Raw genomic sequence first — 22362 nt, forward strand, 5'->3', positions numbered from 1 at the left:
GATGTCCCGGCCACACCGGGCTCTCGTCACTTGCGCAGCGGAATGGCGGTGGTGCGGTCCACGGGAACGGCGGTCACGCTGTTCTGGGGGGAGCCGTCGATGAGCTTTTCAGAGTAGGTCAGGTACACCAGCGTGTTGCGGGCTGGGTCCACCATGCGCACGATGCGCAGGCGCTTGAACAGGATGGACATGCGTTCGCTGAACACTTCCTCCTGCTTCTTCAGTGGCTCGGGAATGCTGATGGGGCCGACCTGGCGGCAGGCAATCGATGCCTCGGCGCGGTCCTCGGCCAGGCCCAGCGTGCCCTTGACACCACCCATGCGTGCCCGCGAGACGTAGCAGGTGATGCCCCGTACGCCTGGGTCGTCATAGGCCTCGACGATGATGTCGTGGTCACGGCCGATCCACTGGAATGCGGTGTCCACGGTGCCGATCTTTTCGCCCGATGCGGCCTGCGCTGTGCCGCCCGCGAGGGCTGCAAACGCTACGGCGGCTGCGGCTGCCAGCGTGCGTGCAGCCTTCACGCGGTGGCCTCACCTTCGGTGCAGCGCTGGGCCAGGTGGGCCAGGGCTTCTTCCACCTGGTCCACCAGCACCAGGCACAGGTCACCGGGCTGCAGGCGCGAGAGCGCGGTGTCGATGGCGATGAACTCGCCGCGAATCTCTTCCACATGCGTTGTGCGCGGCGCACCCGCCAGGCCTTCGCGCAGCAGGGCCATCACTTCGCCGTCGGCACGGCCGCGCTGGGCCGCGTCCTGGTACAGGATCACGTCGTCAAACGCGGCGCCCAGGATCACGGTCTGCTCACGGATGTCTTCGTCGCGCCGGTCGCCCGCGCCGCTGATGACCACGCTGCGGCGCTTGCCAGGCAGGGCGTCCACGGCCTGCACCAGGGCGCGCATGGCGTCGGGGTTGTGGCCGTAGTCGGCGATCACCGTTGCACCCCGGTAGTCCATGATGTTGAAGCGGCCGGGGGCGTTGTCGCTATCGTTCACGAAACCCGACAGGCCACGGCGGATGGTCTGCCAGGGCATGCCCACGCCCCAGGCGGCAGCCACGGAGGCCATGACGTTCTCGACCTGGAAGCCGATCTTGCCGTTGCGGGTGATCGGCACATCGCGCAGGTGGATGGTTTCGCGCCAGGAGCCTTCGGAGGCCACGATGGAGTCGCCGTCCACGTACACGGTGCGGTGGCCCTGGGCGCGGTGCGTGACCATCACGGGGTGGTGGCGGTCGCTGGCAAAGTAGATCACCTTGCCAGGGCAGGCCGAGACCATGGCGGCCACGATGGGGTCGGCCGCGTTAAGCACCGCGTAGCCCGTGGGCGCCACGTTCTGCACGATCACGCGCTTGAGCACGGCCAGGTCTTCCACCGTGGTGATGTAGTTCATGCCCAGGTGGTCACCCGCACCGATGTTGGTGACCACGGCCACCTGACAGCGGTCAAAGCCCAGGCCTTCGCGCAGGATGCCGCCACGGGCAGTCTCGAACACGGCGGCGTCCACTTCGGGGTGCAGCAGCACGTTGCGTGCGCTCTTGGGGCCGCTGCAGTCGCCGCTGTCGATCTGGCGGCCGTTCACGTACACGCCGTCGGTGTTGGTCATGCCCACGCGCAGGCCCTGTGCGGTGAACAGGTGCGCAATCAGGCGGGCAGTGGTGGTCTTGCCGTTGGTGCCGGTCACGGCCACAGTGGGGATGCGGCCGTCGTCGCCATGGGCAAACAGTTTGTCCACCATGGCCTGGCCCACGTTGCGGGGCTTGCCGTAGCTGGGGGCCAGGTGCATGCGCAGGCCGGGGGCGGCGTTCACTTCCACAAAGCCGCCGCCCTGTTCTTCGAGCGGGCGCAGCACGGTCTCGGCCACCATGTCCACGCCGCAGATGTGCAGGCCCACCATCTGGGCGGCGGCCACCGCGCGGGCCGCGACCTCAGGGTGCACGTCGTCGGTCACATCGGTGGCGGTGCCGCCGGTGGACAGGTTGGCGTTGTTGCGCAGGATGACGCGCTGGCCTTTCTCGGGCACCGATTCGGGTGTCAGGCCCTGCATGGCCAGGCGCGCCACGGCGATGTCATCGAGGCGGATCTTGGTGAGCGAGGTGGCGTGGCCTTCGCCACGGCGGGGGTCCTGGTTGACCACGTCCACCAGCTGGCGCACGGTGTGTTCGCCATCGCCCAATACCTGGGGCGGCTCGCGGCGTGCAGCGGCCACCAGCTGGTCGCCCACCACCAGCAGGCGGAAGTCGTGGCCGGGCAAGAAGCGCTCGACCATCACGGTGCCGTAGTCGGCGGCGTTCTTGTAGGCCTCTTCGAGCTGCGCGCGGTCGGTGATATTGACGGTGACGCCCTTGCCCTGGTTGCCATCTTGCGGCTTGACCACCACGGGCAGACCGACCTTGAGGGCAACCTCCCAGGCTTCGTCCACGCTCTCCACAGGCTTGCCCAGCGGCACGGGGACGCCAGCGGCGTGCAGCAGGCGTTTGGTCAGGTCCTTGTCCTGGCCGATGGATTCGGCCACGGCGCTGGTCGAATCGACCTCAGCAGCCTGGATGCGGCGCTGCTTGGAGCCCCAGCCAAACTGCACCAGGCTGCCGCGCGTGAGGCGGCGGTAGGGGATGCCCCGGGCCACGGCGGCTTCGACGATCGAGCCGGTGCTGGGGCCCAGGCGCTCGTCTTCGTCCAGTTCACGCAGGTCGGCAACGGCCTTTTCGGCATCGAAGGTGCCATTGCCCAGTGCTGCCTGGATGAGTTGTTGCGCGTCTTCAAACGCTTTGCGGCCCACAGCCTCTTCGCTGTATTCGACAACCACCTGGTACACGCCTGCATCGGTGGTGGCGGTGGTGCGCGCAAACGTCACGGGGCAGCCAGCCTGCGCCTGCAGCGCCAGCGCTGCGGTCTGCAGCACATGGGCCAGCGACACATCGCCGCCACCGGTCTCCGGGTGCAGCGCGCCGATGGCGGGGAACAGGGCCCGCAGGCGGGCTTCGAACCCGGCCATCTGGCCCACGGCGCGCTCGTTCTCGGCGCAGGTCACCACGGCCTCGATGGCCATGTGGCGGCTCCAGAGGTTGGGGCCACGCAGGGCCCGGGTGCGGGATACATCCATGGAAGTCTCTTTCAGTGGTCCATCAGGGCGCTGGGGCCCTGTTCAGGTCGTGGGATGTGAGGTCAAACAACAAAGGCAAGCGTGCGAGGGGCCATCACGACCGCAGGGCGGCGGTGGGGACCAGCTCGGGCTCGAAGGTCTTGATGCCCGCGCCGATCAGGTCGGGGGCAATGTCCAGCGCCCAGGCGGCGCCAATGGCAGCGAGCAGGGCGTCGGTATCGGGCACCACGGCATTGCGGCCAAAGGTCAGGTCAGACAGGGTGCCCAGCACATGTTCGGCACTGCCAGTGGCCAGCACCACGCAGCCGTTCTTCACGAAGACTGCGCGGCCGTTGTCCTTGGCGCGGTGCTCGGCGATGACGGGCAACGTACCGTCCTGCGCATACAGCACCACGTCGCCGTCGGACAGGGGTGCCAGGTCGGCCACCTGAGGGATGGCGGCATTGAGCACGGCAGCACCTTCAGCCAGCACCACGTCCACCTGGGTGCGCATCACCTTGGTCATCTGGTCCTGTTCGTGCACATCGAATTCGGCCAGCGTTTCCACACCGTCCATGTCGGTCACCACGCCCACCTGGCAGCGGTCATACGCCAGGCCATCGCGCAGGATGGTGCGCGCATTGCTTTCGATCACGGCGGCCTGCACCATCTTGTTCATCAGCAAGCGGTGTGCGGCCTCCCAATGGGCGCAGTCGGTGGCCTCCACGCAGCGGCGGTCCAGAAACAGCCCTTCGTGGCAGGCCAGGCCGGTGTGGTGCCCGCTCAGGTGCAGCAGCCAGGCCACCACGCGCGCAATGGTCGATGTTCCGCGCGTGCCTGCCACGCCCACCAGCGGGATGCGGCCGGCCTGGCCCTCGTCGTCTTCCGAGGGAAACAGATGCTCTGCAATCGCCTGGCCCACGGGGCGCGGTGCGCCCACAGCGGGTTTCAGGTGCATGAGCAGGCCAGGGCCTGCGTTGACTTCGACAATCGCGCCTCCCTGGGTGTGCAGAGGCTTGGAAATATCGCGGGCCACCATGTCGATGCCAGCGATATCGAGGCCGACCACTTTGGCGGCGAGCTGGGCGATGTAGGCCACCTCGGGGTGCACATCGTCCGTGCAATCCACAGCCACGTTGCCGTTGCGCTGCACCACCACCTGCCGGCCGGCAGCGGGCACCGAGTCGGCTTCGAGGTCCTGGCGCTTGAGTTCGAGCTGCACCTTGGTGTCGGTGGCCAGGTCGATGATTTCGAGCGGGTACTCTTCTTCGTAGCCTCGGCGCGGGTCGGAGTTGAGCTGGGTGTCGATGAGTTCCTTTACCGTGGAGCGGCCGTTGCCGGTGATGGTGACCAGCTCGCCCCGTGCTGCGGCGACCACCTTGCCTCCCACCACCAGCAGGCGGTGTTCGTCGCCAGGGATGAAGCGCTCGACCATCACGTCGCTGCCCTCGGGGTAAGCCACGTGGTAGGCCGCTTCGATGTCTTCCTGCTTGCGCAGATCCAGCGTCACGCCCCGGCCGTGGTTGCCGTCGGAGGGCTTGACCACCACCGGCAGGCCGATGTCCTGCGCGGCTTCCCAGGCTTCATTGGGGCTGTTGACCACCTGGCCTTCAGGGATGGGCACGCCGCAGGACTTGAGCAGGCTCTTGGTCAGGTCCTTGTCGCTGGCAATGCCTTCGGCAATCGCGCTGGTGTACTCGGTCTCAGCCGTCCAGATTCGGCGCTGGCGGGCGCCGTAGCCCAGCTGAACCAGATTGCCGTCGTTCAGGCGGATGTGGGGAATGCCCCTGTCGGTGGCGGCGGTGACGATGCACGCAGTGCTGGGGCCGAGGTATTGGTCGTCCACCTCGGTGCGCACACGGGCAACGGCAGCCTGCACGTCAAATGGCTGGTCGTTGATGGCAGCCATGATCAGTGCATGGCCCTGGGCCAGGGCTACGCGGGCCACGCTTTCGTCGCGGGCGCGGAACACCATGCGGTACACGCCGCGCTGGGAGGTGGAGCGCGTCTGGCCAAAGCCGGTCGGCATGCCCGCCAGGTTGAGCAGCTCGATCACGATGTGCTCCAGCACATGGCCGCACCAGGTGCCCTCCTGCAGGCGCTGCAGGAAGCCGCCGCGCTCGCCCACGCCACAGTGGTGTTCAATCAGCGCGGGCAGCCACGCCGTGAGGCGTTCATTGAAACCTGGAATGGTGTTGGATGGGTAGTCCTCCAGTTCGCCCAGGTCCAGCCAGACTTCCAGGACCGGCCGGTAGGTCCAGATATTGGGGCCCCGCAGGTAGTTGATGCGAAGCAGTTGGATGTCGTTGAGTTTCGCCATGGATTGCAGCGGTTTGGTTCCGGCCTTGGTAAGGGCTGTGCGGTAGGGGGACGAAAGGGAATTTTGTGGACAATGATTGTGCGCCAGTCCTGAGCCTGTGCGCAGTGTCAGCCAAATGGCGGCCACAGACGTTACAGGAGGATGCCGTCGCACCGTGGCGTGCAGTATCGGTGAGAATTCTTGCTTTCGCGAGAGCGGCCACCGCAGGCAGCCGGTGGCGGAAAACACAACCAAAAATGCAACATCACCATTCTGTGGACGCCTCAGGTGTCTTTTCTGGCCCTGTGGGGGCCGATTTGCGGGCCATGCTCGCTTCCAAAGAGAACGTGTTGGCGGCGCTGCCGGTTGACCTGAGTGCTGCACTGCGCTTTTCGGCGGGGTGGGTGGTGGTGACGTCCGAACGGCTGCTGGCCTGCGACCCGGGCTCCACGACGTGGCGCGGCTGGCCCCTGGGTGAGGGGCTGGCGCTCAAGCTGCATGACCATGGCGGAGTGGGCTCGCTCGAGTTGCACAACCCCCAAGAGCGCCTGGCACAGTGGCGCTTCACCCTGGCGCACCACGCCCAGGCGCTGCGCCTGGTGCAGCGCTTCGAGCAGCAAAGCGCCCGGGGCGACAACGGTGCCGAGGACGAAGCCGACGAGCCCGCCTGCCCCACCTGCCACACGCCGCTGCCACCCGACACCGAAGAGTGCCCGGCCTGTGCCCGCGCCCAGCCACCCCAGACCTCCACCTGGGTGCTGCTGCGCCTGTGGCGTTTTGCGCGGCCCTACCGCAAACAGCTGGCGGCCGGTTTTGCGCTGACCTTGGCCTCCACGGCTGCCACACTGGTGCCGCCCTACCTCACGATCCCACTCATGGACGACATCCTGATCCCGTTCCAGAACGGCAAGCAGATCGAACCGGGTCTGGTGCTGCTGTACCTGAGCGGCCTGCTGCTGTCGGCGCTGGCGGCCTGGGGCTTGAGCTGGGCGCGCACCTACATATTGGCGCTGGTGTCCGAGCGCATCGGCGCCGACCTGCGCACCACCACGTACGAGCACCTGCTACGCCTGTCGCTCGACTACTTTGGCGGCAAGCGCACCGGCGACCTGATGGCGCGCATCGGGTCCGAAACGGACCGCATCAACGTTTTCCTGTCGTTGCACGCGCTCGATTTCATCACTGACGTGCTGATGATCGTGATGACGGCGGCCATCCTGTTCTCGATCAACCCTTGGCTGGCACTTGTCACATTGGTGCCGCTGCCTTTCATTGGCTGGATGATTCACACCGTGCGTGACCGCCTGCGCACCGGGTTTGAAAAGATCGACCGCGTGTGGTCCGAGGTGACCAACGTGCTGGCGGACACCATTCCTGGCATTCGCGTGGTGAAGGCCTTCGCCCAAGAAAAGCGCGAGGCCCAGCGCTTTCGCGATGCCAATCAGCACAACTTGGAGGTGAACGACAAGCTCAACAAGACCTGGAGCCTGTTCACCCCCACGGTGTCGCTGCTGACCGAAATTGGTCTGCTGGTGGTCTGGGCGTTTGGCATCTGGCTGGTGTCGCGCAACCAGATTACAGTGGGGGTGCTCACCGCCTTCATCGCCTACATCGGGCGGTTCTACGGGCGGCTCGATTCGATGAGCCGCATCGTATCGGTCACGCAGAAGGCTGCCGCTGGCGCCAAGCGCATTTTTGACATCCTGGACCACGTGAGCAACGTGCCCGACCCGGCCCAGCCCGTGAAGGTGGACAAGGTGCAGGGCGCCATCAGCATGCAGGGCGTGGGTTTCCGCTATGGCAGCCGCGCGGTCATCAAGGGGCTGGATCTGGAGATCCGCCCTGGCGAGATGATTGGCCTGGTGGGCCATAGCGGTTCGGGCAAGAGCACGCTGGTCAACCTGATCAGCCGTTTTTATGACGTGAGCGATGGCTCCATCCAGGTCGATGGCATCGACATCCGCCGATTTGCGGTGGCCGACTACCGCCGCCACATCGGCTTGGTACTGCAGGAGCCCTTCCTGTTTTTCGGCACCATTGCCGAGAACATCGCCTACGGCAAGCCCGAAGCGACGCGCGAGGAAATCGTGGCCGCCGCCCGTGCCGCCCATGCGCACGAGTTCATCCTGCGCCTGCCGCACGGCTACGACTCGCTGGTGGGCGAGCGCGGCCAGGGCCTGTCGGGTGGCGAGCGCCAACGCATCAGCATCGCGCGCGCGCTGCTGATCGACCCGCGCATCCTGATCCTGGATGAGGCCACCTCGGCCGTGGACACCGAGACCGAGAAGGAAATCCAGAAGGCGCTGGATAACCTGGTGCAGGGGCGCACCACCATTGCGATTGCCCACCGCCTGTCCACGCTGCGCAAGGCTGACCGCCTGGTGGTGATGGACCGTGGCGAGGTCGTGGAAGTGGGCCCACACGACGAACTGATGGAAAAGCAGGGCGCTTACTGGCGGCTGTACGAAGCCCAGGCCCGCCGCGCCGAAGAAGACGCGCAGGCTGCGGGGGTCATCATCGACAGCGGACTGCTGCACCCGGCCCACCCCGCCGGCAACCCCTGAGATGCTGTGAGCGACTTTGTCATGAATGCTTCCCTGACCCCGTCATCGTCTATCCCCACCTTCCAGTTGGCGCGCAACCCGCACGGCCGCCTGGTCCTGACCCTGGCCGACGGCACGACCCACGAGGGGGTAACCCCCGTGCGTGCTTTTCCCATCGCTGCGCCGGGCGACGGGCTCTCCCTGGTAGGAACTGACGGCCATGAACTGCTGTGGGTTCCCCGGCTGGAGGCTGTCACAGGCGCCGCCCGGCAGCTCATTGAAGAAGAGCTGGAAGTGCGCGAGTTTGTGCCCACTATCCAGAAAATCTCAGCCGTTTCTAGTTTTTCAACACCCAGCACCTGGGATGTGGAGACCGACCGGGGGCCAGCCCGCCTGGTGCTCAAGGCCGAAGAGGATATCCGCCGCCTGGGCGGACGCACCCGGCTGCTGATCGCCGGGGGCGACGGCTTGCAGTTCCGTGTGAAGGACACGACGGCGCTGGACAAGCATTCGCGCCGGTTGCTCGAACGCTTTCTTTGACCTTGTATGGAGGAGTCAAACCGGCTCCGTCCTTGACTCGGGCCTTGTCCTGCTCGTCACGAGAGCCTGTCTGCGCTCCTCTGCGAGATCGTCAACAGGCTCTGTAGGGAATGTGGGGCCGGCGGCTCCCTCTTGCGCATTCCTTGCGCATGGCCCGAGCCGCTTACTTCTCTGCCTGTTCCCCTGCAGCGGGTTATGACCTGTGTATCGCGCCGCCTTCTGACGGCGTGGTGCTGTTGCGACATTCGGGGCACTGTTTGGCACCTTCATGGTCCCTGCCTGACGCTGAACCGTCCCAAAAAGCTGGCTTTTTACTGGGGAAAACCCTAAATTTCGTTCAATCGGTGAAAAAGACCTAAATTCACCCTTCTTTTTGCCGTAATGAATGTACGAAGAGGCCGAAAGACCCTCTGTACCTTTTGTTCAACTACGGGCCAATGTCATGCAAATGCCACCTGTCGATCGATCGCCGTCCTGGCGTCCTCAGGGCGCTGATTTGTATTCCACTGGCGCCTCGGGTGCGCCTCCGGTGCGTCCCATCAACGCTCCCAACCCTGTCGAGTCCATGGACAGGATGGGCGAGGGGGCGATCGTGCGCGAGCCGGACAAACCCTCGGCGCCCGAGGCGCCTAACCGGGACTGGACGGCGGTAAAAAAGAAAGACACCGTCGAAGAGCCGCCGGAGCCTCCCAAAGAGCCCATCTACAAGCAGCTGCTGGAGTTCATCCAGTCGATGTGGCGCGCCAGCGGCAGCGCGGTGGAAGTGGCGCAAGACGTCAACAAGATGACCTTGCAAGAGCGTCTGGCCCAGCAGGCCAAGAATGAGCCGCTGACCTACACCGACCCCAAGGTCAAGCGCACGGGCGGCGCCTGAGCGACGCAGTGGCAACAGGCCTGCCATCTGTCAAGGCGCCTGCACATCGCGCAGTGGTCAGGCCCCATGGCGGTTTTTGGGGGGCACTACGCGGTGCCGGGCTGGGGAGCAAAGGCGCTGCCTTTCGTTTGCGAGGAGCGCGCGGTGTGTGTACGCTGCTGGCTTCTCCCAGATTCGCACCGTGGTTTTTTGCTATCAAATGTGTAGCTTTTGGCGCATATTTCACTAGCGCTTGAAGCCGATTTCCCCCATTTTTCTAGCTCCAGGTTTCCCGTCCTGCCATTGGCATTCCTTACGGGCGGGATTCTGGCGCAGGCGGCGCTGCGACTGGGGCTGCGGGTGTTGCAGCCGCTTGCGCCGCTGCGCGCTGACGGTCGCGTTCAGCGCGGTACTTGGCGGCGAAGGCGCGCACTTCTGCATACGACACAAACCCATTGCCATCGGTATCGGCATCGTCAAAGGCAGCAGCCAGGCGCGGGAACAGTTTCACCTCGGAGCGGCTGAGCTTGCCGTCTCCGTTGAAGTCCAGCATCTTGAATTCACGCTGCGCCTTGAGTTCGCCGGGGCTCACCGTTGCTGCAGGCTCTGTGGCGGCGTGCGCCTCTGCCTGGTGGGCAGAAGCGGGCGGGGGCGAAGGTGTGGGCGTCTGTGCCAGGGCTATGCAGGCTGTCAACAGGGCCACTGTTGCCAAGACGGGCCTTTTCAGCCCCATCGATGCCCAGGGAGTGCGAATGCGCAAGGTGTTCTCCTTCGAAGTCTCAACTGTCATGGTGGCACATGAGGGGCGACGGCGGCGGTTTGCAACCGGGGCTTTGCAGGCTTTCACCGTGCGTTGCAAGACTTTGCAGAACTTTTCGCAATGGCTGGCTGACGCACCTCGGCGGTTGCTACTGCAAACACCCCTGGAGCCCAGACTTCAGCGGTCAGGTGCCCGTTACCCGTACCGGATTGGAGATGCCGCTGTTCACATGGCCCGCAGGCACATGGCGCGCTGCCGATGTGACGTGGCCGGTCTGGTCGTCAAAGAAGAAGTCGGGCTCGAACTCGCGCAGAAACTCGCCCTTGGGCAGGCCACCCAGGAACATCGCCTCATCCACCGCAATGTTCCAGTCCATCAGCGTGCGGATGGCGCGCTCGTGCGCGGGGGCGCTGCGCGCGGTGACCAGCGCCGTGCGGATACGCATGCCGGTGCCGCCTGCTTCGCCCGCTGACTGAAGGCGGTGCAAGGCGGCCAGCAGGGGTTTGAACGGACCGTCGGGCAGCGGCTGCGCGGCCTTGTCGGTCTCGTGCTGCTGGAAGGCTGCCAGCCCCTCCGCCTGGTAAACGCGCTCGGCCTCATCGGAGAACAGCACCGCGTCGCCGTCGAAGGCAATCCGCACTTCGTTGGGGTTGGAGTCGCCGGCCTGCACCGACTCCGTCACCACCCGCGCTGCGGGGTAGCCCAGGTGCAGGGCCTCGCGCACATCGGCCTCGTTGGCTGACAGAAACAGGTGCGCCCCCAGCGGGCGCAGGTAACGAAACGGGTCGCGCCCCTGGGTAAACACCCCGCGCTGGATGGTGGGTAGCCCATGGGCATGGCAGGAGCGGAACACGCGCATGCCGCTCACCGGGTCATTGCGCGACAGCAAAACGACCTCCACGCGCTGGTGCTCGGAGGTGTTGAACGCGAGCAGCTTGCGCACCAGTGAGAACGCCACGCCCGGCGCAGCGGGCACGTCGAGCCGCTGGCGCTGCAGCTCCACATAGGCGCGGTCGTTGTCGTGCTCGAAGACGCGGTTCTCTTCCTCAAAATTGAACAGGGCGCGCGAGGAGATTGCCACCACCAGCTTGTCGTCGAGAGTTACAGCCATAGGGTCACTTCACAAACTGGTTGAGCTGGATGATCGGCAGCAGCACCGCCAGCACGATCAGCATCACGATCAGGCCCATGCCCACGATGAGCAGCGGCTCCAGGATGGTGGCCAGTGCCATGGCGCGGCGCTGCACCTCGGCCGAGAGCTGGCGGGCCGCGCGCTGCAGCATCACAGGCAGTTGCCCCGTCTGCTCGCCCAGGCGCGCAAACATCGACAGCAAGCCCGGAAAACGCTTTTTCTGGGCCAGCGCGGACGCCAGCGGAGCGCCTTCGCGCACCAGCACCAGGGCGTCGAGCGCGTCGGCCCGCAGCGCGCGGTTGTTCAGCGTTTCAGCAGCCGCCTGCAAGGCCTTCAGGATCGGTACCCCGGCGCCTGCCAGCATGGCCAGCGTGCCGGCAAACCGTGCTGCGTTGTAGCCGCGTGCCAGCTTGCCCACCAGGGGCAGATTGAGCCACGCAGCATCGAATTTCTCGCGGATATGGCTGATGGTGAGCGCCCATCTTGCTCCGAGCGCTATCAAAACAGAAGCGACCAGCATTACCCAGCCATAGCTGCGCACAAAGGCGCTGAGGCCCAGCATGGCTACCGTCAGGAATGGCAACGCCCGCTTGGTGCCCGCAAACACGCTGGCCACCTGCGGCACCACATAGCCCACCAGGAACAACACGATCACGATGGCCACCAGGGTCACGATGGCCGGGTACAGCGCAGCGCCCACCAGCTTGGCCTTGAGTGCCTGCCGCTCTTCCAGGTCGTCGGCCAGGCGCTCCAGCACCAGACCCAGGTTGCCGCTGTGCTCACCCGCACCAATCACGGCGCAGTAGATATCGGAGAACTCGCGCGGGTGCTGCGACAGCGCGCGGGCAAAGGTGGCGCCCGCATTGACCTCGGCCCGCAGGGCGGCCACCAGGTGGCGTTGGCGTTCATCGTCGGCTTCTTCGGACAGCGCGGTAAGAGCGCGCTCCAGCGGCAGGCCCGACGACACCAGCCCAGCGATCTGCCGTGTCCAGATGGCCAGTCCGGTCGCGCTGAACACCGGCCGCGTAAACAGGCGCTGGCTCAGGCTGGCGGACCGGCCGTCCAGCGACTGGCCCGTCTGCACCAGCTCCACCGCCAGTGGCACCAGTGCCTGGGCCCGTAGCAGGCTGCGTGCAGCCTTGGCGGTGTCGGCCTCCATGAGGCCCTTGCGGGTCTGGCCCTGGGCGTCCAGGGCTTCAAAGGAAAAAGCAGGCATGCGATGCGGGCGTGGGTGGTCGGGCGTCGGTGTGGAAATCAGACGGTCCCACAACGGCTAAATAACCGCCGCAGGACCGGCAGCCCCTGATGGTAGCCGCTACCCAAGGCCAAGTGCGGCCAGGCAGTACCCCTGCGTGTGACATGACACAGGTCAAGGTGCCGACACATCGCACGCGCAGAATGAAATGCGATCTGTGGCATCGGGTTGCAGGCGTTTTGAATGAACTAGGGGTCTTTCATGCTGAAGAACAAGGTGGCATTGGTAACGGGCGCATCGTCGGGCATCGGGCGCGCCATTGCGTTGGTGTGGGCGCGAGAGGGCGCCAAGGTGGTGGTGTCCGACGTGAATGTGCAGGCGGGTGAGGAGACCGCCGCACTGGTACGCGCCGCCGGGGGCGATGCGATCTTTGTGGCGGCCGATGTGGGCAAGCCCGGGGATTGCGAGGCACTGGTGCAGCGCACTGTCGCCCACTACGGACGCCTGGACGTGGCCTGCAACAACGCGGGCATTGGCGGTCCGCAGGCTCCGACAGCCGACTACCCGCTGGACGGTTGGGCGCAGGTCATCAACATCAACCTGTCGGGCGTGTTCTACGGCATGAAGTACCAGATCGCCGCGATGCTGAAGAACGGCGGCGGTGCCATCATCAACATGGCGTCCATCCTGGGGTCGGTGGGCTTTGCCACGGCGCCCGCCTACACGGCGGCCAAGCACGGCGTGGTGGGGCTGACCAAGGCGGCTGCTATCGAATACAGCGCGCATGGCGTGCGCGTCAACGCCGTAGGCCCCGCCTTCATCCACACGCCCATGATCAGTGGACTGGAGCAGGACGCAGGCATCAACGCCCTGCTGGTCGGCGCCCACCCCATCGGCCGCCTGGGGCAGCCCGAGGAGGTGGCCGAGCTGGTGACCTGGCTGGCGTCCGGCAAGGCGTCGTTTGTGACGGGGGCGTACTACCCCGTGGATGGTGGCTACCTGGCACGCTGAAGAATAAATGCGGTACCCAGGCGCCCCTGGATGCCCAGGTGCTCAGGCCGCGACGGCGGCCGGGCCCAACGTGGCGTGGGCCTGAGCGGCAATGTCCAGCGAGCGCAAACGCAGCGCGGGGTCGTACACATCGCTCACCAGCATCAGCTCGTCGGCGCCCGTGGCCTCGCTCAGGTGCGCCATGCCTGCACGCACCGTATCTGGCCCGCCAATCACGGCAGCGGCCAGAAAGTCGCCGATGGCTGCACGCTCTTGCGGCTGCAGGCGTGCGGCGTAGTTTTCGATGGGCGGCAGCAGGCGACGGCGATCACCCGTCAAGATACCCAGAACCCGCTGGTAGGTGCTGCTGGCCAGAAAGTCCGCTTCCTCGTCCGTCGGCGCGGCGATCAGCGGCACGCCGATGGCCACATAGGGCTTGGGCCAGGCGGCAGAGGGCCGGTACAGGTTGCGGTACAGGTCAACGGCTTGGTGCAGCAGGCGCGGCGCAAAGTGCGAGGCAAATGCATAGGGTAGGCCGCGCTCAGCCGCCAGCTGGGCCGAAAACAGGCTGGAGCCCAGCAACCAGATCGGCACATTGGTGCCCGCGCCCGGCATGGCAATCAGGCGCTGGCCGGGCTCGGCAGGGGAAAGCAGGCGCTGCAGCTCGGCCACGTCGCGCGGGAAGTCTTCTTCTGTTTCCACCCGATTGCGGCGCAGCGCACGCATGGTGGTGGGGTCGGTGCCCGGCGCGCGGCCCAGGCCCAGGTCAATGCGGCCGGGGTACAGCTCGGCCAGGGTGCCAAAGGCCTCGGCCACCACCAGCGGGGCATGGTTGGGCAGCATCACCCCCCCCGATCCCACGCGGATGCGCGAGGTGCCGCCTGCAAGGTGGCCCACCAGCACGGCGGTGGCTGAGCTGGCAATGCCCGCCATGTTGTGATGCTCGGCCAGCCAGTAGCGGGCAAAGCCCAGTTTTTCAGCATGCTGGGCGGTGCGCAGCGCAATCTGCAGCGCATCGGCCACGGTGCCGCCTTCGCGGACGGCAACGAGGTCAAGCATGGACAGGGCAGGGCGGCGGGGAGTGGAAGTCATGCACACATTGTCCGGCTGTCGCTGCTTTTGCGCAGGCGGTGGGCGCTAAGCTGGCTGAGGCAGCAGGGTTGCCCGCGCTCATTTTTTACCAAGAGGTCATTTTTTGGTAGCCAAAACGGCGGAGGCCCCACAGAATGTTTCAAGACATTTCCGCGCTGGCTCCATCTTGCTCTGCGCAGGCCAGTCGCGCAAAAAGGGACGACACATGGGTTTTTTCAGCCGCTTGTTCAAGATCCGGGAGCAGGACCCCACCAGCCCCGAGACCACCTGGGCCATGGAAGACAACGGCAGTGAACTGGTGCTGGACGCTGAGTACGCGGCCACGCTCATGACCGAGATCGACATCGACGCAGCCATCGCCAGCCACGAGCGCTGGCGCCTGCAGCTGCAGGACATGGTCAACGGCCGATCCAGCGAAGTCATGCGGCCCGAGCGTATCTGCCAGGACGACCGCTGTGACCTGGGCCGCTGGCTCTACGGCACGGGCCGAGTGCGCCTGGGGCACTACCCTGCTTTCGACATGCTGGTGGCGCGGCACAAGTACTTTCACCAGCAGGCGGCAGACGTGGTGACGGCCTTCCAAGCCGGTGACCAGCCCAAGGCGGTGCAGCTGCTGAACAGCAGCTGCCGCCACGCTTCCAACCAGGTGCTGCTGCTGCTCAAGGAGCTCAAGCGCGGGCTGGGGCGCTGAACCCCGGAGATGCTGGAGGCGTCGCAGTGACGGCCTGAAGCCGTCCACCTATCGTCTGCTGGGCTGATCCTTGGCGGGCGGAGGGAGTGCCAATTGCCACCCGAGCTCGGTGGCTGCATCCATACGGTGCTGCCCATGCAGCGTGTAGTGGATCTGCGTACCCAGGGGCGCGTCCAGTTCGGGCAGCAAAGCGTGCAGCGCTATCCGCGCATGGTCCAGTACCGGTGCGGTGATGTCGATACGGATGAATTCCGCAATGCGCTTGCCGTCCGCGCGCGCCGCGCCCAGCGAGTCGCCCCAGCCGATCACCATGCCAACTCCCCGGGCGCGCAGTGCCTGGTCAATCCGGTCTTCGCGTTGGTGCAGTGGGTCCATGGTGTGCCGGGTGACCGGGATTTTCACGAACAGGAATGCCGGCCGATCATCGGGCGTGGAGACGACTGCTGGGCTGGTGGGAGGGGCGGAGGCGCTCATGACCGGGCTGAGGTGGGTTCAGTGGGGGACGCTGACGGTCGCTCAATAACTCCGCCCATCCTTGTACATCGCATGCTGCCGCCGATTCAGCGTGGCCGCCTCACCCAATCGGCCCATGGCTGCCCCTGCATGTGCATGGGTGATGGCCATGCCCAAGCCGTCGGCCGCGTCGGTGCCCGGCAGGCCCGGCAGCTGCAGCAGCCGTCGCACCATCTCCTGCACCTGGCTTTTGGCGGCTCGGCCGTGGCCGACCACGGCTTTTTTCATCTGTAGCGCGGTGTATTCGGCCACGGGCAGGTTGCTGGCCACCAGGGCTGTGATGGCGGCGCCCCGCGCCTGCCCTAGCAGCAGCGTGGACTGGGGGTTGACGTTGACGAACACGATCTCGACCGAGGCCACATCGGGCTGGTAGCGGGCTGCGACCTCAGTGATGCCGTCGAACAAAATCTTCAGGCGCCCGGGCAGGTCGCCCAGCGCGAGGGTGGTGGTGCGGATCGTGCCGCTGGCCACGTAGCTGAGCTTGTGGCCGTCCATGTCCACCACGCCGAAGCCGGTGGTCTGCAGGCCGGGGTCAATACCAAGGATGCGCATTCGCTCTCGTTTTTATAGCTATTGGGGCAATGGGAACTAGCGCTATCGGCCGATTTTCTACAAACCGAAGTACCAGCGCGCCGAATGGAAGAAAACGGGCGCTGCGAAACACAGTGCATCCACCCTGTCGAGCAGGCCCCCGGCACCGGTGACGGACATGCCCTGCATGCCCCAGCTGGTGATGCCGCGGTCGCGCTTCAACGCCTTCATCACCAGGTGCCCCAGGCTGCCCGCCACGCAGGCCAGCAGTGCCATGCCCAACGCCTGGCCGGGTTTGAACGGGGTGATGAAGGTGAGCAGACCGCCTGCGAGGCCTCCGGCGGCCACGCCGGTTAGCCAGCTTGTCCATTGAAAGCTCTGGCTTACCTGGGGTGCCACAGGCTTGTGCGGAAAGCGCCGCCCCAGCAGGTGCTGCACCAGCATGCAGGTCTGCACCACAAACACCAGGAAAAACACCAGGAACGCACCTTTGTCGCGGTAGCCGGGGAAGTCGAGCAGCAGCAGCGCAGGCACGTGGCTCATGCCGTACACGCAGACCATGATGCCCCACTGCAGTTTGGCGTTGCGCTCCAGAAACCGTTGGGGGTCATTGGCCAGTGCGCTCACCACCGGCAGCGCCAGGAACACGTACACAGGGATGAACACGGTGAACAGATCGAAGTGCTTGCTGCCCACCAGCCAGAACTGCAAGGGCAGCACCACAAAAAACGCCAGCACCAGGCTGCGGTGGTCGCCCCGGCGCGTGGGCGACAGGGTGATGAATTCGCGTAGCGCAAAAAAGCCCACGATGGCAAACAGCACGGTGGCCACCGCTTCGCCCAGCACCCAGCCGATCCAGAACACCGTGGCCATGACCCAGGAAGTCTTGAGCAGCCCCCAGAAGCGCTTGGCTTCCAGGGCCTGCGCTTCGGCTTCGGGGTCGTCGCTGGCATGCTCGCGCAAGTTGCGCACAAAGGCCCACACGGTGACGATGGACAAGATGCCGAATACGACCAGGAACAAGGCCCCGATTTGCTGGGTGGCGGTGAGGTTGCGCAGAAATTGGTTCATGTCAGCGCGCTCTTTCGGGAGCAGCGTTAGGCGAGTGCAGGGGCTTCGGGCTTGTCATGCTCAGACTTCCCGCAGTGCGATCACGGCGCGGCGCGCGCGGTCCAGGAATGGCCGGCGCTCTTCGCCCGCCTCGAGCTGGATGGGTTCGCCGAAGGTCACCGAGCACAGGATGGGCACGGGCACCACTTCGCCCTTGGGCATCACGCGCTGCACGTTGTTGATCCAGGCGGGCACCAGCACCACCTGCGGAAACATCTGCGCCAGCTTGAACAGGCCGGATTTGAACGACTGGGGCTCGTCGCCATGGCCGCGCGTGCCTTCCGGAAAGATCACGATGGAGTCGCCGCTCTCGAGCGCTCGCACCAGCGGCGCCAGCGGGTCGGACTCTGGCAGGGCGGCGCGCAGCTCTTCGGGGGTAGGAGCGCGCGGCGAGGCTTCGGGCGATGGGTCTGGGCCGCCGGCTGCTGCAGTGTCTGCATCGCTCGGTGCGGCTGTCGCCCCTGTGGGCTCAGTGGCCACCGGCGCTACCGGCCGTGCTGGCGTTGCCTGGCGGTCCACATACACGGCGTTGAACACGGCGGTGGTGATCCACTGGCGGAACGGCGTCTTGGTCCAGTAGTCCTTGGCGGCAATGGGTCGCGTGATGCTGCGCAGCTCCTCGGGCAGCGCTGCCCAGATCAGCACCATGTCGGCGTGGCTCTGGTGGTTGGCGAAATAGATGCGCTGCTCGGCCTTGGGCGGGCAGCCATACCAGCGGGCCTGGGAGCCGGTCAGAAACCGCACGATCCCCAGCAGAAGGAAACTCATCAACTTGGCAAGCATGGCGGGGATGATACGGGCGCCGGGCCAGCATGCCAGGCAAGGACCTGGGCAGCGCTACACCCAGATCCGATACGCCCAGAAAGCTTCATCGCCATAGATGCCGTTGTACAGCGCCTGTGGCGCATAGCCCGTGATGCGGCGCGTGACGCGGCAAAGGTGCGACTGGTCCGAGAACCCGGCGCCCGCCGCCACGTCGGCCCATTTGACCGAACCCTGCACAGCATCGGCCGCGATGGTGTCGAAGAACGCCTGCTCGGCCTTGCCAAAGCCACGCAGCTCGCGCATCGGCAGCCCGGCCCAGCGCTTGATGCGCCGCTCCAGCTGGCGCAGGCTGCGGCCGGGGGCGGACAGGGCGGCACGCTGTGCCAGGTGCGCAGCCCAGTCGCCGTAGCGCTGAGTGGGCAGTGGTTGGGTGGGGCGGCAGGCCTGCCAGTGGGGTTCCAGGAAGTCTTCCAGGCATTGCATGCGGGCTGCGTTGTCGGGCAGGTTCTGCACCGTTTCGCACAGTGCCAGCCAGTCGGGCGGCAACACGGACTGTGCGTCCACCATGCGATCGGTCAGGGCGCCGGGTGCCACGCCGGTGAGCTGATGCAGTGCGTCGGGCATGAACATCACCATCATGGCGTGCGTGGGCCCGGCGCAGTAGCTGGAGGTGGGGCGGGTTTGCGGGCCGGCCAGCACCCAGCGGCCGGGGTAGGCCTCGCGTGGGCTGTGCTCCGTGGGCATGGTGTCGGGGCGCTCGGGCACCAGGGCCTCGCTGCGGCCTTCAAACCACCAGCTCAGGCTGCACAAGGGGGATGCGGGGAACCGGTTGATGCGCTGCGCATCGCTGAGCGCATGGCCCACCGTGCTACGCGCCATGGCGGCCCGCAGGCAGGCCGTGAGGCTGGCGCGCGGCAGCCACAGCTCGCCGGAGGGGATCAACCCGGCGGGGTGCCTTGGGGAGAGGGGGGCCAAGCTTGCCATGGGGCGCGAGTGTAGGCGACGTGCCTTGTCGCAATCGTTCAATACCGACTCGTGACTGCGCCGCAGCATGCGGGGCATGAACCCGTCCACAGCCACCACGACCTCTGCTTCTTCTCTCACTCTTCACCCAACGCCTGCAACGCCGCGCGGCCCGCGGAGCCGCTGGTGGGGCCTGCCGCTGCTGCGCGCCATGCGGGCCGACTACCTGGGTTTTGTTACCCGGCTGCAGCGCGAGCATGGCGACCTCACCCGCATGCGCCTGGGTTACGAAGACGCGTGGGACCTGATGCACCCCGACTTGGTGCGCGAGGCGCTCATCACCCATGCCGACCAGCTCATTCGCTGGGAGCGCGGCATCGCGGTGTTCGAAGAAGTTTTTGGCCAGAGTGTGCTGGTGACCGAAGGCGACACCTGGTAGCGCCAGCGCCGGATGCTGATGCCCGCCTTCACTCCCAAGCGGGTGGCAGGCTACGCGCAGCTGATGACCGAGGCCGCCCGCAGCGCGCTCGACGCTGCAGTGCCTGCGGGCCAGCCCGGTGCGTTGGTGGCCGTGGATGCGCTCTGGACGGATGTGGCCATGGACGTGATCCTGCGCACGCTGTTCAGCGAATCGGCCCAGGCTGATGCGCGCGATGCCGCCTGGGCCACGCAAACGCTGTCGGAAGCCGCCTTCCGCGAAATGTTCATGCCCTTCACGTTGCCCGACTGGTTACCCTTGCCCGGCAAGTCCATCAAGCGGCGCGCGATCCGGTCGTTGAAGGGGCTGGTGTGGCGCCACATCCATGCCCGCCAGGCCGAGGTGGCTGCACCCGGTGCCCCTGCACGCACGGACCTGCTGCAGATGCTGCTGGCCCTGCGCGACGAGGAAACCGGTGAGGCCTTGTCTGCGCAAGAGGTGTTTGACCAGTGCATCGTCAGCTTCCAGGCCGGGCACGAAACCAGCGCCACCACGCTGTTGTGGTGGACCCTGCTCATGGCCCAGAACCCCGAGGCCGCCGAGCGCGCCCAGTCAGAGGTCGATGCCGTGCTGCAGGGCGGCACGCCCGGCCCCGAGCATGTGGCCGAACTGCCCTGGCTGAGCGCCACGTTGAAGGAAGCGCTGCGCCTTTACCCCCCGATCGCCGCGCTGATGAGTCGCCGCACCACGGCGCCCATCACGCTGGGCGGCGTGCCGGTGCCCCAAGGCGCCATGCTGCGCATCACCCCCTGGGTGCTGCACCGCGATGCGCGCTGGTTTGCCGAGCCGGACCGTTTTGTGCCCGAGCGGTTTCTGGACAGCGCCCCGCCCATTCCCCGGGGCGCGTGGATTCCGTTCGGGCTGGGGCCACGCGTGTGCATCGGCCAGCACTTTGCAATGCTGGAGATGACGCTGCTGGCGGCGATGCTGCTGCAGCGCTATACGGTGCGTAGCCCGGTCGGGGGGGTTATAGGGGCTCCGCAGCTGCAGGTCACGCTGCGGCCGGACGGGGCGTCCGTGCTGTGGCTGCAGCGGCGCGAGGCACCGCGGGGAATGTGAACGAGGGGGGTCTGCGTTTGGCGCTGCCCGCGACCGGTATCAGGGCAGCTCTGCGCCGCCCATCCGTCCCAGGATCGTGCGCGTGCGCCCCGCCAGATACGCCGAGCCTGGCGTCTTCTCAAACCGCTTGGGCGCAGGCAGCATCACGGCCAGGCGCGCGGCTTCGGCGGTGCTCAGGCGGCTGGCGCTCTTGCGAAAGTAGTGCTGCGCGGCGGCCTCGGCACCGAACACACCCTCACCCCATTCCACGTTGTTGAGGTAGATCTCCAGGATGCGCTGTTTGGAGAGCAGCTGCTCCAGCGCCAGCGTGAGCACGAACTCCTGCCCCTTGCGCAGCAGCGTGCGTTCGCCAGACAGCAGCAGGTTCTTGGCCAGCTGCTGGGTGATGGTGGAGCCGCCCCGGATCTTGGGCGCACGCACCGTGCGCTCGGGGGCGCGGGCCTGGGCCTTGTTCGCCAGGGCCTCTGCCTTGGCGTTGCGCTCCCAGGCTTTTTCGATGGCATTCCAGTCCACGCCTTCGTGGTTGACGAAGCCGTCGTCCTCCGAGGCGATCACGGCGCGTTTGAGGTGGTCAGAGATGTCAGCATAGGGCACCCATTGCTGGCGCCAGGGCACATGGCCTTTGCTGGCCAGCAGCGTCCAGGCTTCGGAGCGCTGGAAGGTGGTGGATTGGGGGTTGATCGCCACCATGGCGGCAATGCGCAGCACGAAGAACAGCTGCAACGCCACGAAGGCGATCACCAGCAGTCCCAGCCAGCGCAGCACGGCTTTCATCGGGGCGTCCTCGGGGGGCTTATGCAGTGGCGGTGGGTTGCTGCATCTCGCGCAGCACCTGGGCCGAGGGCGGACGCACGCCGCGCCATAGCAAGAAGGCCTCTGCGGCCTGTTCCACCAGCATGCCCAGGCCGTCGCGGGGCACTGCGCCGTGCTGGCGTGCCCAGTCGAGGAAGCCTTGCGCGGCGGGGCCATACATCATGTCGTAGGCCAGGGCGCCCCGGCGCAGCACGCTGGAGGGCACAGGTACACCGCCGCCAGAGAGACTGCTGGCTGTGGCGTTGACGATGACATCAAAATCGGCCGACAGCGCTAGTGGGTCTTGCGCCGATAGCTCTGCTTTTTGTAGCGCGGCGAGGGCGCTGTGCGACTGCACCAGCATCTGCGCCTTGGCCAGTGTGCGGTTGGCCACGGTGATGTGGCGGGCGCCCGCCAGCAGCAGCGGGCCCAGCACGCCGGCAGCGGCGCCACCGGCACCCACCAGCAGCACGTCACGCCCGGCCAGCGACACCCCTGCGTTGTGCGTGATGTCGGCCACCAAGCCCAGGCCGTCGGTGTTGTCGGCGTAGATGCTGCCGTCGGCGCGAAAGGTGAGCGTGTTGGCTGCGCCCGCCAGCTGCACGCGTTCGCTGCACTCGGTCGCCAGGCCTGGTGCGTCGGTCTTGAAGGGCACGGTGACGTTGCAGCCGCGCCCGCCCTCTGCTGCGAACGCGCGCACGCCTTGGGCAAACCCATCCATGGGCACCAGGCGGCGTTCGTAGGCAACGTGTTCACCGGTCAGCTCGGCAAAACGGGCGTGGATGGCGGGCGAGCGGCTGTGGGCGACCGGGTTGCCCATCACGCAGTACAGGTCGGCAGGGGAGGCGGGGGATGTCATGGGTGGCTAGGGCGGCGTGGAGCTGGCGGTACGGGCGGCCGTGCGGTGTGTTCTGTGGGGCGGGCAGGTGGGCGTGGAGGCCTTGGCGGCCTGCCAGAAGGGTCTCGCTGCGCACCCG

Annotated in this window: 21 protein-coding genes; 7 read left to right on the forward strand and 14 right to left on the reverse strand. The window is 66.4% G+C overall.

Features of this window, described 5'->3' with window-relative positions; all coding sequences use genetic code 11:
* Positions 1 to 26: 26 nt before the first annotated feature.
* The 3 genes from AC1Q64_RS19910 to AC1Q64_RS19920 all read right to left on the reverse strand — a co-directional run bounded on the left by AC1Q64_RS19910 (position 27) and on the right by AC1Q64_RS19920 (position 5399).
* Entirely contained in the window at positions 27 to 524 is a 498-nt protein-coding gene (locus AC1Q64_RS19910) for a CreA family protein (RefSeq protein WP_492252534.1), read from the reverse strand.
* Entirely contained in the window at positions 521 to 3100 is a 2580-nt protein-coding gene (cphA, locus tag AC1Q64_RS19915; protein ID WP_492252535.1) for a cyanophycin synthetase, read from the reverse strand. The genes AC1Q64_RS19910 and cphA overlap by 4 nt, the downstream gene beginning before the upstream one ends.
* A gap of 94 nt (positions 3101 to 3194) precedes the next feature.
* Positions 3195 to 5399, reverse strand: a complete 2205-nt coding sequence (locus AC1Q64_RS19920) for a cyanophycin synthetase (protein ID WP_492252536.1) — start codon at positions 5397 to 5399, stop codon at positions 3195 to 3197.
* A 236-nt stretch (positions 5400 to 5635) separates the two neighbouring features.
* Between AC1Q64_RS19920 and AC1Q64_RS19925 the strand changes: the two genes are divergently transcribed.
* From AC1Q64_RS19925 to AC1Q64_RS19935, 3 genes are all read left to right on the forward strand, one after another.
* The gene (locus AC1Q64_RS19925; RefSeq protein ID WP_291433046.1) at positions 5636 to 7942 is read left to right on the forward strand and encodes a cyanophycin metabolism-associated ABC transporter; all 2307 of its coding nucleotides are present in this window, start codon (positions 5636 to 5638) and stop codon (positions 7940 to 7942) included.
* A gap of 21 nt (positions 7943 to 7963) precedes the next feature.
* Positions 7964 to 8461 carry a cyanophycin metabolism-associated DUF1854 family protein gene (locus tag AC1Q64_RS19930; RefSeq protein WP_492252537.1) on the forward strand — a complete coding sequence of 166 codons (498 nt, stop codon included), beginning with the start codon at positions 7964 to 7966 and terminating at the stop codon, positions 8459 to 8461.
* Between the two features lie 442 nt (positions 8462 to 8903).
* The gene (locus AC1Q64_RS19935) at positions 8904 to 9335 is read left to right on the forward strand and encodes a hypothetical protein (protein ID WP_056746930.1); all 432 of its coding nucleotides are present in this window, start codon (positions 8904 to 8906) and stop codon (positions 9333 to 9335) included.
* A 292-nt stretch (positions 9336 to 9627) separates the two neighbouring features.
* Here AC1Q64_RS19935 and AC1Q64_RS19940 read toward each other — a convergent pair whose 3' ends face one another.
* From AC1Q64_RS19940 to gspF, 3 genes are all read right to left on the reverse strand, one after another.
* Positions 9628 to 10047 carry an EF-hand domain-containing protein gene (locus AC1Q64_RS19940; protein WP_492252614.1) on the reverse strand — a complete coding sequence of 140 codons (420 nt, stop codon included), beginning with the start codon at positions 10045 to 10047 and terminating at the stop codon, positions 9628 to 9630.
* Between the two features lie 211 nt (positions 10048 to 10258).
* Positions 10259 to 11185, reverse strand: coding sequence for a 5'-nucleotidase (locus tag AC1Q64_RS19945; protein WP_291433041.1), 927 nt, complete (start codon positions 11183 to 11185; stop codon positions 10259 to 10261).
* Between the two features lie 4 nt (positions 11186 to 11189).
* Positions 11190 to 12422, reverse strand: a complete 1233-nt coding sequence (gspF, locus tag AC1Q64_RS19950; RefSeq protein WP_492252538.1) for a type II secretion system inner membrane protein GspF — start codon at positions 12420 to 12422, stop codon at positions 11190 to 11192.
* Positions 12423 to 12662: 240 nt separating this feature from the next.
* On the opposite strand from gspF, the gene AC1Q64_RS19955 reads away from it, so the two are divergent.
* A complete protein-coding gene (locus tag AC1Q64_RS19955) occupies positions 12663 to 13412 on the forward strand; it encodes an SDR family NAD(P)-dependent oxidoreductase (RefSeq protein ID WP_492252539.1) in 750 nt (249 codons plus the stop codon).
* A 42-nt stretch (positions 13413 to 13454) separates the two neighbouring features.
* Here AC1Q64_RS19955 and AC1Q64_RS19960 read toward each other — a convergent pair whose 3' ends face one another.
* Positions 13455 to 14483, reverse strand: a complete 1029-nt coding sequence (locus tag AC1Q64_RS19960) for an LLM class flavin-dependent oxidoreductase (RefSeq protein ID WP_291433035.1) — start codon at positions 14481 to 14483, stop codon at positions 13455 to 13457.
* Between the two features lie 205 nt (positions 14484 to 14688).
* Here AC1Q64_RS19960 and AC1Q64_RS19965 point away from each other — a divergent pair, with 205 nt between their 5' ends.
* Positions 14689 to 15174, forward strand: a complete 486-nt coding sequence (locus AC1Q64_RS19965; protein WP_291433033.1) for a CZB domain-containing protein — start codon at positions 14689 to 14691, stop codon at positions 15172 to 15174.
* Between the two features lie 48 nt (positions 15175 to 15222).
* Here AC1Q64_RS19965 and AC1Q64_RS19970 read toward each other — a convergent pair whose 3' ends face one another.
* The 5 genes from AC1Q64_RS19970 to AC1Q64_RS19990 all read right to left on the reverse strand — a co-directional run bounded on the left by AC1Q64_RS19970 (position 15223) and on the right by AC1Q64_RS19990 (position 19077).
* On the reverse strand, positions 15223 to 15549 hold the full coding sequence (locus tag AC1Q64_RS19970; protein ID WP_291433031.1) for a hypothetical protein: 327 nt from the start codon (positions 15547 to 15549) through the stop codon (positions 15223 to 15225).
* Between the two features lie 141 nt (positions 15550 to 15690).
* Positions 15691 to 16239, reverse strand: coding sequence for a crossover junction endodeoxyribonuclease RuvC (gene ruvC / locus AC1Q64_RS19975; RefSeq protein WP_309822038.1), 549 nt, complete (start codon positions 16237 to 16239; stop codon positions 15691 to 15693).
* Positions 16240 to 16296: 57 nt separating this feature from the next.
* Positions 16297 to 17289: a phosphatidate cytidylyltransferase gene (locus AC1Q64_RS19980; RefSeq protein ID WP_492252540.1), complete on the reverse strand. Its 993-nt coding sequence runs from the start codon at positions 17287 to 17289 to the stop codon at positions 16297 to 16299.
* A gap of 60 nt (positions 17290 to 17349) precedes the next feature.
* Complete coding sequence (locus tag AC1Q64_RS19985) at positions 17350 to 18111, reverse strand: lysophospholipid acyltransferase family protein (RefSeq protein WP_291433024.1); 762 nt, start codon at positions 18109 to 18111, stop codon at positions 17350 to 17352.
* Positions 18112 to 18165: 54 nt separating this feature from the next.
* Positions 18166 to 19077, reverse strand: coding sequence for a helix-turn-helix domain-containing protein (locus AC1Q64_RS19990; protein WP_291433021.1), 912 nt, complete (start codon positions 19075 to 19077; stop codon positions 18166 to 18168).
* Positions 19078 to 19153: 76 nt separating this feature from the next.
* Here AC1Q64_RS19990 and AC1Q64_RS19995 point away from each other — a divergent pair, with 76 nt between their 5' ends.
* Together AC1Q64_RS19995 and AC1Q64_RS20000 are read left to right on the forward strand one after the other, a co-directional pair.
* Positions 19154 to 19495: a hypothetical protein gene (locus tag AC1Q64_RS19995; protein ID WP_492252541.1), complete on the forward strand. Its 342-nt coding sequence runs from the start codon at positions 19154 to 19156 to the stop codon at positions 19493 to 19495.
* A 12-nt stretch (positions 19496 to 19507) separates the two neighbouring features.
* Entirely contained in the window at positions 19508 to 20593 is a 1086-nt protein-coding gene (locus tag AC1Q64_RS20000; RefSeq protein ID WP_492252542.1) for a cytochrome P450, read from the forward strand.
* Between the two features lie 39 nt (positions 20594 to 20632).
* On the opposite strand, the gene mtgA is transcribed toward AC1Q64_RS20000, so the two are convergent.
* Together mtgA and aroE are read right to left on the reverse strand one after the other, a co-directional pair.
* The gene (gene mtgA / locus AC1Q64_RS20005) at positions 20633 to 21367 is read right to left on the reverse strand and encodes a monofunctional biosynthetic peptidoglycan transglycosylase (protein WP_291433017.1); all 735 of its coding nucleotides are present in this window, start codon (positions 21365 to 21367) and stop codon (positions 20633 to 20635) included.
* 19 nt (positions 21368 to 21386) lie between these two features.
* Positions 21387 to 22244, reverse strand: a complete 858-nt coding sequence (gene aroE / locus AC1Q64_RS20010; RefSeq protein WP_291433015.1) for a shikimate dehydrogenase — start codon at positions 22242 to 22244, stop codon at positions 21387 to 21389.
* Positions 22245 to 22362: the final 118 nt, after the last annotated feature.

Source organism: Acidovorax sp. GW835-FHT14G06 (genome assembly GCF_058793595.1).